Source organism: Bradyrhizobium sp. PSBB068 (assembly GCA_016839165.1).
Classification (GTDB): domain Bacteria; phylum Pseudomonadota; class Alphaproteobacteria; order Rhizobiales; family Xanthobacteraceae; genus Bradyrhizobium.
In genome coordinates this window covers 2,813,200-2,824,858 of sequence record CP069300.1, presented here as the reverse complement: position 1 = coordinate 2,824,858, position 11,659 = coordinate 2,813,200, and the positions used below count along the sequence as shown (strand labels likewise).

Genomic DNA, 11,659 nt, shown 5'->3' with positions numbered 1-11,659 from the left:
CGGTCAAGCTACTTGGCCGGCTCGAGGATCGAGACGTAATTGGCGACCGCAGCACCGCCCATGTTGAAGATGCCGCCGATTTGCGGGTTCTTGAGCTGCATGCCCTCCGGCGCCTGGCCGGCGAGCTGCATCGCGCTCATCACATGCATCGAAACGCCGGTGGCGCCGATCGGATGGCCCTTGGCCTTGAGGCCGCCGGATGGATTGACCGGCAGCTTGCCGTCCTTCTGGGTCCAACCTTCCTTGATGGCGCGCGCACCCTGCCCCTTCGGCGTCAGGCCCATCGCTTCATATTCGATCAGTTCGGCGACCGTGAAGCAATCGTGGGTCTCGACGAAGGACAGATCGGAGAGTTGCAGGCCGGCCTTGTCCAGCGCGCGCTGCCACGCAACGGTGCAGCCTTCGAACTGCAGGATGTCGCGCTTGGACATCGGCAGGAAATCCTGCGCATGCGCAGTGGCGCGGATGTTCACCGCCTTGCCCATGCTCCTGGCGGTCTCGGCGTCGGTCAGCACCAGCGCGGCGGCGCCGTCCGACACCAGCGAGCAGTCGGTGCGCTTCAAGGGTCCGGCGACATAGGGGTTCTTCTCGCTCTCGGCGCGGCAGAACTCGAAGCCGAAATCCTTGCGCATCTGCGCATAGGGATTGGCGACGCCGTTCTTGTGGTTCTTCGCCGCGATCATCGCCAGCGCGTCCGACTGGTCGCCGTATTTCTGGAAATAGGACTGCGCGATCTTGCCGAACACCCCGGCGAAACCGCCGACCGTATCGCCGTCCTCGGGCAGATACGACGCCTTCAACAGGTTCTTGCCAATCTCAGGGCCCGGCGTCTTGGTCATCTGCTCGACGCCGACGACCAGCACGATCTTGGCGGCACCCGCCTCGATGGCGCGAATGCCCTGGTGCACGGCGGCCGAACCGGTGGCGCAGGCGTTCTCGACCCGCGTCGTCGGCTTGAAGCGCAGCGCCGGATTGGCCTGCAGCACCAGCGAGGCCGTGAAATCCTGCGGCGAGAAGCCGGCGTTGAAATGGCCGAGCATGATCTCGTCGACATCGGATGCGGCAATGCCGGCATCGGCCAGCGCCTCATTGGCGACCTTGACGACGAGGCTTTCGACGGTCTCCACGTCGAACTTGCCGAATGGCGTGTGCGCCCAACCCACAATGCTGGCTGCTGTCATGGCCGTATCTCCCTGTTCCTGTTCGGGAGTTATGTAGCGTATCTTCAGCCGGCTTTCAGCGTTTTCATCGCCTTGGCGCACATGGCGGTTATGCCCGCCCAGTTGCCGGCGCGGATATCGGCCGCCGGGCACAGCCAGGAGCCGCCGACCGCGAGCACGTTGGCCTCGGCAAGCCAGGTCGCCGCATTGGCCTCGCCAATGCCGCCGGTCGGGCAGACCCTGACATTCGGGAATGGACCGGCCAAGGCCCGCAGTGCCTTGATACCGCCGGCCTGCTCGGCCGGGAAGAATTTGACGACGTCGAAGCCGTGCGCCAGCGCCTGCATGAGCTCGGACGCGGTCGCGATCCCCGGCGCGAACGGCAGCCGGCTGGCAGCCACCGCCTTCAGCAGCTCGGGCGTCGCGCCCGGGCTGATGCCGAATTTGGCGCCGAGCGCCTCGGCGCGCGCCAGATCACCGGCATTGAGGATGGTGCCGATCCCGACCACCGCGTCGGGCACCTCGGCGATGATGGCTTTGGCCGCATCGGCCGCGACCGGCGTACGCAGCGTCACCTCGAGCGTGCGCACGCCGCCGGCGACCAGCGCCCTGGCGAGCGGGACGGCGTCCTCGACCCGCTCGATGGTCAGCACCGGGATCACGGTGGCCCGGCGGATCAGCTCGGCGATCTGGTCCTGCTTCGATGTCGTTGTCATTGCGAGGCCTTGCGGGATGGTGGGGGACGAGGCGCCTTCTTCGGCGGCATGGCGTAGCGTGGAATGATCGCGCCGGGATAGCACACCACGACACCGGCCAGACGATGACCGGCGCGCGCCGCCTCTGCGGGCTCGGCGCCACCGAGCCGCGCAGCAAGGTAGGCTGCGGCAAAACTGTCGCCGGCCGCCGTGGTGTCAACCACCGGCTTGATGAGCGGCTCCGCCCTCACCTCGGTCGTCCCGGTAGCGGAGCGCACGATGCAGGCGGGCTCGGCAAGCTTGAGCACCACCTCGGGGCTCGAAATGCCGGCGAGCAGCGCCGTGTTGCTCTCGCCGGGATAGAGCGGTGCGAGGTCTTCGGTCGACGCCAGCACGATATCGGCGGTGTCGAATGCGCTGCTGAAGACGCTTCGCGCGACGCCCAGGTCCGGCCAGCCGCGGGCGCGGAAATTGGTGTCGAATGCGAAACGCGTGCCCAGGAGCCGCGCCCGCTTCAGCGCAGCCATCAGCCGCTCGCGCCCGTCCTCGCGCAGGATCGAGAGCGTGATCGCGGAGAGATAGACGATATCGTAGGTCGCGAGCGAGTTCAGGATGTCGTCCGTCTCCGGAAGGTCCATCAGCTCACGGGCGGCGGCGCTATCGCGCCAGTGGAAGAAGCGCCGCTCGCCCTTGTCGTCGGTCTGGATCAGATAGAGCCCGGGCAGCTTGCCTGCCAATCGCGCGACATGCTTGGTGCCGATGCCTTCCGCCGCCCAGCCGGCGATCATCTCATCACTGAGCCCGTCGTCGCCGAGCGCCGTGATATAGTCGATGTGGACGCCGAGCCGCGACAGATAGACCGCGGTGTTCAGCGTGTCGCCGCCATAGGAGCGCGAATACAGCCCGCCGGGCTGGCCGCCCGTCGCCTGACGCAGCTCGATCATGCATTCGCCGATGCTGGCAACCCTGGTCATAGCAAGACCCGTGCGCCTGCGGAGCTAAGCAGCAAACTTGCCGCCGAGCTCGTCCTCGATGTGGATGCGGATGATGTCGTCGAAGGTCTTCTCGGCGGTGGTGAAGCCGAGCTTCAGCGCGCGCTCGGTGGCGAAATCGCGCGGCCAGCCAGAGACGATGCTGATGATGGTCGGATCGGGCACCCGCTTGATCCGCGCGGTGACGTTCTTGCCGGCCACCCGCTCCAGCGCTGCGATCTGCTCGCCGACGGAGACGGACATCCCGGGCATGCTGAGATTGCGCCGCGGTCCCATCGCGTTGAGGTCCATGGTGCCGGCATGGACCAGGAATCCGACCGCCGATTTCGGCGAGGCGTGCCAGTGCCGAACGTCCTCGGACACCGGCAGGACCGCCTCCTCGCCCGCCAGCGGTTCGCGGATGATGTTGGAGAAGAAGCCGGACGCCGCCTTGTTCGGCTTGCCCGGGCGCACGCAGATCGTCGGCAGGCGGATGGATATCCCGTCGAGCAGACCCTTGCGGGTATAGTCGTTGATCAGGAGCTCGCAGATCGACTTCTGCGTGCCATAGCTGGTCAGCGGCGTGTGAAAGAACTCGTCGCCGATCTTCTCAGGGAACGGGGCGCCGAACACCGCGATCGAGGAGGTGAACACCAGCCGCGGCTTATAGCCGCCGCCGACGGCGCGGATCGCGTCGATCAGGTAGCGGGTGCCGTCGAGATTGATCCGGTAGCCCTTGTCGAACTCCGCCTCCGCCTCGCCCGAGACGATCGCGGCGAGATGGAAGATCACGTCGGGGCGCTCGGCGATCAGCGGCGCAGCAGCGCCGGCATTAGCGAAGTCGGATGCGACGACATTGACCGGGATCGCGGCATTCGCGGGCTTGGCCGGCGCGACCACGTCCTGCAAGGTCATCTTGCTGATGTCCTGCTTGCCGAGACGGCCCTCACGCAGCAGGCGTTCGGTGAGCTTGCGACCGACCATGCCGGCGGCACCCAGGATCAGAATGTGCACGACGCGTCTCCTTTTCTTGTTCTTCCACGGTCCAGAGTGGGCGCGTTATTCCTTCACGGCGCCCGTCATGGCCGACACATAATGCTCAACGAAGAACGCGTAAAGAATAACCAGCGGCAACGAGCCGACCAGCGCTCCGGCCATCAACGAGCCCCATTTGTAGATGTCGCCATCGACGAACTCGTTGACGATCGCGACCGGAACCGTCTTGTTCGGTGTCGATTGCAGGAATGTCAGCGCATAGATGAACTCGTTCCAGCATAGCGTGAACGAGAATATGAAAGCGGAGATCAGGCCCGGGATCGCCAACGGCACGATGATCTTGACCAGGATCTGCCAGCGCGACGCGCCGTCGATCAATGCGCACTCTTCCAGCTCATAGGGGATGGTCTTGAAGTAACCCATCAGGAGCCAGGTCGAGAACGGGATCAGCAGCGTCGGATAGACCAGGATCAACGACAGCGGCGAATCGAACAGCCCGTAGGCCTGGATCACCGACGCCAGCGGGATGAACAGGATCGATGGCGGCACCAGATAAGCGAAGAAGATCAGGACACCAACGGCCTCCGCACCCTTGAAGCGCAGCCGCGTGATCGCGTAGGCCGACAGCACGCTGGCGACGATGGAAAGGAAGGTCGCGCCGACAGCGACATACATCGTGTTCCAAAGCCAGCGCGGATACTGGGTTTCGAACAGCAGCTTGCTGATGTGCTTGAAGGTCGGATGGATCACCCAGAACGGGTTGAACTTGTCCATGTCGATGAGCTGCTCGTCCGGCTTGATCGACGTCAGCACCATCCAATAGAACGGGAACAGCAGCACCACGAGGATGATGAACAGCGGCAAATAGAGCGTAACGAGGCGTCGCGGCAGCGACTCCAGATAGTTCATGCCTTCGGTGGCATCGCCGGTGTTGGTCACGGCCTTCGATTGCAAGGTTGAATCAGTCATTGCTCGATCCTTGCTGCCATTTGCGGCGCTGCATTCCGAACCAGGAGATGGCGATGGCCGCCACCAGGAAGGGAATCATCGCGGTGGCGATCGCGGCGCCCTCGCCGAGCCGCCCGCTGATGATGCCGCGTTGATAGCTCAGCGTCGCCATCAGATGCGTGGCGTTGACCGGGCCGCCGCGGGTCAATGCCCAGATCAACTGGAAATCGGTGAAGGTGAATAGCACCGAGAAGGTCATCACCACGGCGATGATCGGGGTCAGCAGCGGATAAGTGATGAAGCGAAAGCGCTGCCAGCCGGTGGCACCGTCGAGCGTGGCGGCCTCATAAAGCGATGGCGAGACCGTCTGCAGGCCGGCCAGCAGCGTGATCGCGACAAACGGAACGCCACGCCAGACGTTGGCGAAGATCACGCTCGCCCGCGCCCACTCCGTGTCGCCGAGGAAGTTGATGTTGCTGTGGATCAGTCCGAGCTTGATCAGCGACCAAGAGATGATCGAGAACTGCGAATCGTAGATCCACCAGAACGCGATCGCCGACAGCACGGTCGGCACGATGAACGGGATCAGCACGATCGAGCGGATCACCGCCTTGAACGGCATGTGCCGGTTCAACAGCAGCGCGAGATAGAGTCCGATCGCGAATTTGATGGCGCTTGCGATCAGCGTGTAAAGCAGGGTGTTGAACACCGACAGCCAGAAGATCGAGTCGTCCCACAGCCACTGGTAATTCTCGACACCGATAAAGGCTCCGGCGCGCCCGATGCGCTCGTCGGTGAAGCTCATCCAGACGCCAAGGCCGAGAGGATAAGCCAGGAACAGGATCAGGAATGCCGCCGTCGGCAGCATGAACCAGAACGCCGCCCAATTGCGGTTTCCCTTGAGCCGCGACCATGCCGACGGCTCACCCGTTGCGGCAGCGCGCGCCGGCATTGATGTCTGGACAGTGCTCATTCGCTCTCAACTCCAAACCGGACAGCGACACCCGGCCAATCCAGACCGGGTGTCGCTTCCGTTTGCTGCAATTCCGATCACCGGCGCTTTGCAGCGCCGGCCGTCGCTCAGCGGAAGATACGCTTGGCCGCGCGCTCGGCCGAAGCCATCGCGGTCTTCACATCCTCGCGACCGGTGCAATAGTTCGCAAACATGTCGACCACGACGAAATCGGCGATCGCAGCCGCGGCGTTCTCGCTCATCTGCGCCTCGCCTGCCGGGGTCGACGCGGTCTGCGCCACGCTTTGATACGGCGTCGTCTTCGGATCCGCGGTCCAGACCGGGTTCTTGTCGTAGCCGAGCAGGAAGTGCGACAGGTAACCCTGCGCCGCCTCGATCCACGGATTGAACTGATCCGGCTCCAGCATAAAGGCCGTGAACGCCTTGCAGGTCTGCGGATATTTCGAGAAACTGAAGATCAGGATCGGGAAGCCGAGATGCAACTCGCGCGTCTTACCGTCGAGCCCGGCCGGCAGATGGGCGTGGTTCATGTCCTCGGCGATCTGCGGATTTTCCTTCTTCGCCGTGACATAGATTGAAATGCCGTTGACGGTCAGATGCAGCTGCCCGGCCAGGAACGCTTTGTTGTTGGAGCTGTCGTTCCATGACGCGGTGCCCGGCACGAAATTGTCGTAAAGGCCCTTGACGTATTCGAGCGACTTCGCTGTCTCCGGCGAGTTGACGACGACCTTGTTGTCCTTGTCGATCAGCTTGCCGCCATGCGCCCAGAGCGCCCAGTGCAGCCAGCCATTGGCGTCGCCCGAGGCGTGGCCGAGCGCCATGCCGGCCGGGGTACCGTTCTTGTTCATGCCCTTCACCAGATCGGCAAAGCCGGCGAGGTCCTTCGGGAATTCCTTGTGGCCGGCCTTCTCCATGGCCGCGACCCGATAGTTGACGAGGCCGCCGGTGGCCGCGACCGGAATGCCGATCCACTTGCCGTTCAGCATGCCGTACGCCTTGCCGGAATCGGCCCAGCCGCCGCACTTCTTGCCGAGATAGTCGGCGACGTCGGTGACGTCGACGCACTTGCTCGGGAACAGGAAGGGCAGCGAATAGAGGCCCCAGACCATGTCGAGGCCCTGCCCCGTATTGGCCGCCACCGAGGCCTTCGGCTGGATGTCGTCGTAGGATTCGTTGGAGACGTTGATCGTGACGTTGTTGGCCTTCTGGAACGCGTCGACGATCTTCATGAAGGCCACGTCCTCGGCTTCCACGAAGCGCTTCCAGCGCAGCAGGTTGATCTTGGCGCCCGGCTCCGGCTTCCACTGCGAAGTCTGCGCCCAGGCCTTGGCATAGCCGAGCAGCTGATCGCTCGACATCGTCGCCGCGGCAGCCAGCATGGTCGCACCGCCCTTGAGCAGCGAACGGCGGTCCGTACTAAAAATCGACATTGGCAATTTTCTCCCGTTTTTTGGTTGTCGTTTCAGACGTCGCATGCCCCGCCGAAAAACGGCAGGCCGATAGTCTCGTCACCAGGATGCGCTGACGCTGCGTGCTGGCGCGGCATCGCTCAGCTGTTCAGCCGCTTGCCGGTACCATCGTCGAACAGATGGACCAGCGCCGGATCCGGCTTGAGCCGGACCTTGTCGCCGGGATTGAACAGATGGCGCTCGCGGAACACCGCGACGACCTGCTCGCCGCCGAGCTTGGCGAACACCTGCGTCTCCGATCCGGTCGGCTCGACCACCACGATCTCTGCCTCGGCGCCGTCATCGGCGATGGTGAAATGCTCGGGCCGAACGCCGTACACCGCCGGCTTGCCGTCGGAATTGGCCGGCGCGGATTTCAGCGGCAGCTTGACGCCGTTCGGTCCCTCGAAATAGGCGGCGCCGTTGACCTTGACATTGCCCTTGAGGAAGTTCATTGCCGGCGAGCCGATGAAACCGGCCACGAACTGGTTCGCGGGCCTGTCGTAGAGCTCGAGCGGCGAGCCCATCTGCTCGACGATGCCGTCATGCATCACCACGATTTTGTCGGCCATGGTCATGGCCTCGATCTGGTCGTGGGTGACGTAGACCGTCGTGGTCTTCAGCCGCTGGTGCAGTTCCTTGATCTCGGTGCGCATCGCGACGCGCAGCTTGGCGTCGAGGTTCGACAGCGGCTCGTCGAACAGGAACACCTGCGGATCGCGCACGATGGCGCGGCCCATTGCAACACGCTGGCGCTGGCCGCCGGAGAGTTGCCGCGGATAGCGCTCAAGCAGCGGGGTCAAAGCGAGGATTTCCGCCGCGCGCTTGACGCCGGTCGAGATTTCCTCGGGCTTGGCGCCGCGCAGCTTCAACGAGAAGCCCATATTGTCGGCGACCGTCATGTGCGGATAAAGCGCGTAGTTCTGGAACACCATCGCAATGTCGCGCTCTTTGGGCTGGACATTGTTGACGACGCGATCGCCGATCGAGATCGTTCCTGAGGTGATGTTCTCGAGTCCCGCCAGCATGCGCAGCAGGGTCGACTTGCCGCAACCTGAAGGGCCGACCAGCACGACGAACTCGCCGTCCTCGATCGGGATCGACACGCCGTGCAGGACTTCAAAATTGCCGAACGACTTGCGCACGTCGCGAATCTGGACCGACGACATCCACTTCCCTCCCTCAAGTTACCGACGACGTACGACGAGTGCCGCCACCGCTCTGTTTTGTTCCGGCCACGCTGGGCGCGCGGCTCTGTTGGACTGACGATATTGTCCGCAGTTTATCCGGTTTTGGCAATCGTTGGATTAGCAATCGCTTGGTAGCGCTGTCAATATCGGTTTGTCTGCGACGAACGTCGTGATATGAGCGGCAAATGGCCCGAAAGCGCATCACGCCTGGCAAGATCCGGCTCGCCGAAGTCGCGAAGCTCGCCGGCGTCAGTCCGATTACGGCCTCGCGCTTCTTCAGGAATCCGGACGCGCTTTCGGCCGGCAAGCGCGCCCGGGTCGAGAGTGCGGCAAAAGAACTCGGTTACGTGCCCAATCTCGCGGCACGCGCGCTTGCGTCGCAGCGTACCGAGGTGATCGGTGTCCTGATCCCGTCGCTCACCAACAACGTGTTCGCCGACGTACTGCGCGGCATCTATGACGCGCTCGACGGCAGCCGCTACAGCATTCAGCTCGCCAACACCCGCTACAGCATCCTGCAGGAAGAGCGCCTGCTGCGTCTATTTCTGGCACAGAAGCCGGCTGGGCTGATCATTACCGGCATCAACCAGACCGCCGATTCCCACCGCGTCATGGAGGCCGTGGACTGCCCGATCGTGCAGATCATGGAGGTCGGCCCCTCGCCGATCGACATGATGATCGGATTCTCGCACTTTGACGCAGCAAAAGCTGCGATCGCCCACCTCCTTGCGCAGGGCTACCGGCGCATCGGCTTCCTCGGCGCGCGAATGGATCCGCGGGTGCAGCGGCGGCTCGACGGCTATCGCGCCGCGATGACGGACGCCGCGCTGTTCGATCCGCAGCTCATCGTCACCACGGCGATACCGACCTCGGTGACGCTGGGCGGGACGCTGTTTGCCGACCTGCTCGCCCAGGCACCCGACATCGACGCGGTGTTCTGCGTCAATGACGACTTGGCGCTCGGCGCGCTGTTCGAATGCAAGCGCCGCCACATGACGGTGCCGGAGCAGATGGCGATCGTCGGCTTCAACGACCTCGAATTCATGGCCTCGAGCGAGCCGACGCTGAGCAGCGTGCGCACCAATCGCTACGAAATGGGCAGAAACGCTGCCATGATGGTGCTGGAGACGCTGGAAGGCCGCCGCCCCACTGAGTCCGTCGTCGATCTCGGCTTCAGTGTCATGGAACGGCAAAGCTCGGCGCGACGCAGCTGACATCCACCCGATACCAGCCCGTCACAAGGACGCGAAAAATGACAAAATGATAGCGCAACCAAGCGCCTTCAACTAAGGTCCAATCCATCCATCGAAACACCTGTGCGTGATCGCCTGGGTTTGTAATGCCCGACGATTTGCGCAAGGTAGAACAACGTTGAACCAGAGCCCTTGAATGGGCCCAGCAAGATTTGCATTGCGGGAGAGACCAATGACAAAACCCCACACCAACGGGCACAGCGCCGCAGGCGAGACCACAAAGGGCAAGGGCCGCCGGCTCCGCTCGCAGGAATGGTTCGACAACCCGCACAATCCGGGCATGACCGCGCTCTATCTCGAGCGCTACCTCAATTACGGCCTGACCCGCGAGGAATTGCAGTCGGGCAAGCCTATCATCGGCATCGCACAGACCGGCAATGACCTGTCGCCCTGCAACCGGCATCACCTCGAGCTCGCCCACCGCGTTCGCGAGGGCATCCGCGCCACCGGCGGCATCGCGATGGAGTTTCCGACCCATCCGATCCAGGAGACCGGCAAGCGCCCGACCGCGGCGCTCGACCGCAACCTCGCCTATCTCGGCCTCGTCGAGATCCTGTTCGGCTATCCGCTCGATGGCGTGGTGCTGACCACCGGCTGCGACAAGACCACGCCGGCCTGCATGATGGCGGCTGCGACCGTGAACCTGCCGGCGATCGTGCTGTCGGGCGGCCCGATGCTGAATGGCTGGCACGAAGGCCAGCGCACCGGCTCCGGCACCGTGGTGTGGAAGGCGCGCGAGCGGCTCGCCGCGGGCGAGATCGACTATGAGCAGTTCCTCGAGATCGTGGCCTCCTCGGCGCCCTCGGTCGGCCACTGCAACACGATGGGCACCGCCTCCACGATGAACTCGCTGGCCGAGGCACTCGGCTTCTCGCTGCCGGGCTGCGCGGCGATCCCGGCGCCCTATCGCGAGCGTGGCCAGATCGCCTACGAGACCGGCAAGCGCATCGTCGACATGGTCTGGGAAGACCTCAAGCCGTCGGACTTCCTGACCCGCGAAGCGTTCGAGAACTGCATCGTGGTCAACTCCGCGATCGGCGGTTCGACCAACGCGCCGATCCACATCAATGCGCTGGCGCGCCATGTCGGCGTCGAGCTGTCGATCGACGACTGGCAGAAATACGGACATGACATTCCGCTGCTGGTGAACATGCAGCCGGCCGGCTTCTATCTCGGCGAGGAGTACCACCGCGCCGGCGGCGTACCGTCTGTCGTGCGCGAGCTGATCAAGCACAAGCGCATCCATGAAGGCGCCCTCACCGTCAACGGCCGCACCATGGGTGAGAATTGCAAGGAAGCGCCGCAGCCCGATGGCGACGTGATCTGGGGCTACGACAAGCCGCTGGTGAAGGACGCCGGCTTCATCGTGCTGCGCGGCAATCTGTTTGATTCCGCGATCATGAAGACCAGCGTGATCTCGAAGGAATTCCGCGACCGTTATCTGTCCAACCCGAAGGACCTCAACGCCTTCGAGGGCCGCGCCGTCGTGTTCGAGGGCCCGGAGGATTATCACGCGCGGATCGAGGATCCCGCGCTCGACATCGACGAGCACTGCATCCTGTTCATTCGCGGCACCGGCCCGATCGGCTATCCCGGCGGCGCCGAAGTGGTGAACATGCAGCCGCCGGCCGCGCTGATCAAACGCGGCATCCTGTCCCTGCCCTGCATCGGCGACGGCCGGCAGTCCGGCACCTCGGGCTCGCCCTCGATCCTCAACGCCTCGCCGGAGGCCGCCGCCGATGGCGGGCTCGCGATCCTGAGGAGCGGCGACAAGGTGCGCATCGACCTCAACAAGGGCAGCGCCAACATCATGACCTCGGAAGATGAGCTGCGCACCCGCCGCGCCGAGCTGAAGGCCAAGGGCGGCTTCCCGCACCCGGCCAACCAGACGCCGTGGCAGGAGCTCTACCGCCAGACCGTCGGCCAGCACGCCACCGGCGCCTGCCTCGAGCTCGCGACACGTTACCACGACATTGCCGGCAAGGTCGGCGTGGCGCGGGACAATCACTAGAGCATCACCGTCAT

10 protein-coding genes are annotated in these 11,659 nt (G+C 64.0%); 2 read left to right on the top strand and 8 right to left on the bottom strand.

Features of this window, described 5'->3' with window-relative positions:
* Positions 1-8: 8 nt before the first annotated feature.
* The 8 genes from JQ507_12950 to ugpC form a co-directional block, all read right to left on the bottom strand.
* Positions 9-1,181 carry an acetyl-CoA acetyltransferase gene (locus JQ507_12950; protein QRI72312.1) on the bottom strand — a complete coding sequence of 391 codons (1,173 nt, stop codon included), beginning with the start codon at positions 1,179-1,181 and terminating at the stop codon, positions 9-11.
* Positions 1,182-1,225: 44 nt separating this feature from the next.
* On the bottom strand, positions 1,226-1,876 hold the full coding sequence (gene eda / locus JQ507_12945) for a bifunctional 4-hydroxy-2-oxoglutarate aldolase/2-dehydro-3-deoxy-phosphogluconate aldolase (protein ID QRI72311.1): 651 nt from the start codon (positions 1,874-1,876) through the stop codon (positions 1,226-1,228).
* Entirely contained in the window at positions 1,873-2,829 is a 957-nt protein-coding gene (locus tag JQ507_12940; protein ID QRI72310.1) for a sugar kinase, read from the bottom strand. Before JQ507_12940 ends, eda begins: the two co-directional genes overlap by 4 nt.
* A gap of 24 nt (positions 2,830-2,853) precedes the next feature.
* Positions 2,854-3,840 carry an SDR family oxidoreductase gene (locus JQ507_12935; GenBank protein ID QRI72309.1) on the bottom strand — a complete coding sequence of 329 codons (987 nt, stop codon included), beginning with the start codon at positions 3,838-3,840 and terminating at the stop codon, positions 2,854-2,856.
* A gap of 45 nt (positions 3,841-3,885) precedes the next feature.
* Complete coding sequence (locus JQ507_12930; protein QRI72308.1) at positions 3,886-4,791, bottom strand: carbohydrate ABC transporter permease; 906 nt, start codon at positions 4,789-4,791, stop codon at positions 3,886-3,888.
* Complete coding sequence (locus JQ507_12925; protein ID QRI72307.1) at positions 4,784-5,743, bottom strand: sugar ABC transporter permease; 960 nt, start codon at positions 5,741-5,743, stop codon at positions 4,784-4,786. The genes JQ507_12930 and JQ507_12925 overlap by 8 nt, the downstream gene beginning before the upstream one ends.
* A 107-nt stretch (positions 5,744-5,850) precedes the next feature.
* Positions 5,851-7,173 (bottom strand): ABC transporter substrate-binding protein, encoded by a 1,323-nt coding sequence (locus tag JQ507_12920; protein ID QRI72306.1) that lies wholly within the window; start codon positions 7,171-7,173, stop codon positions 5,851-5,853.
* Between the two features lie 119 nt (positions 7,174-7,292).
* The gene (gene ugpC / locus JQ507_12915) at positions 7,293-8,360 is read right to left on the bottom strand and encodes a sn-glycerol-3-phosphate ABC transporter ATP-binding protein UgpC (GenBank protein QRI72305.1); all 1,068 of its coding nucleotides are present in this window, start codon (positions 8,358-8,360) and stop codon (positions 7,293-7,295) included.
* A 206-nt stretch (positions 8,361-8,566) separates the two neighbouring features.
* On the opposite strand from ugpC, the gene JQ507_12910 reads away from it, so the two are divergent.
* Together JQ507_12910 and JQ507_12905 are read left to right on the top strand one after the other, a co-directional pair.
* Complete coding sequence (locus JQ507_12910; protein QRI72304.1) at positions 8,567-9,595, top strand: LacI family DNA-binding transcriptional regulator; 1,029 nt, start codon at positions 8,567-8,569, stop codon at positions 9,593-9,595.
* 211 nt (positions 9,596-9,806) lie between these two features.
* Positions 9,807-11,645 (top strand): dihydroxy-acid dehydratase family protein, encoded by a 1,839-nt coding sequence (locus JQ507_12905; protein QRI72303.1) that lies wholly within the window; start codon positions 9,807-9,809, stop codon positions 11,643-11,645.
* Positions 11,646-11,659 lie beyond the last annotated feature (14 nt).

Coding starts and splice junctions, on each gene's coding strand:
- JQ507_12905 (QRI72303.1), top strand. CDS start 9,807: ATGACAAAACCCCACACCAACGGGCACAGCGCCGCAGGCGAGACCACA.
- ugpC (QRI72305.1), bottom strand. CDS start 8,360: ATGTCGTCGGTCCAGATTCGCGACGTGCGCAAGTCGTTCGGCAATTTT.
- JQ507_12910 (QRI72304.1), top strand. CDS start 8,567: ATGGCCCGAAAGCGCATCACGCCTGGCAAGATCCGGCTCGCCGAAGTC.
- eda (QRI72311.1), bottom strand. CDS start 1,876: ATGACAACGACATCGAAGCAGGACCAGATCGCCGAGCTGATCCGCCGG.
- JQ507_12920 (QRI72306.1), bottom strand. CDS start 7,173: ATGTCGATTTTTAGTACGGACCGCCGTTCGCTGCTCAAGGGCGGTGCG.
- JQ507_12950 (QRI72312.1), bottom strand. CDS start 1,181: ATGACAGCAGCCAGCATTGTGGGTTGGGCGCACACGCCATTCGGCAAG.
- JQ507_12940 (QRI72310.1), bottom strand. CDS start 2,829: ATGACCAGGGTTGCCAGCATCGGCGAATGCATGATCGAGCTGCGTCAG.
- JQ507_12925 (QRI72307.1), bottom strand. CDS start 5,743: ATGAGCACTGTCCAGACATCAATGCCGGCGCGCGCTGCCGCAACGGGT.
- JQ507_12930 (QRI72308.1), bottom strand. CDS start 4,791: ATGACTGATTCAACCTTGCAATCGAAGGCCGTGACCAACACCGGCGAT.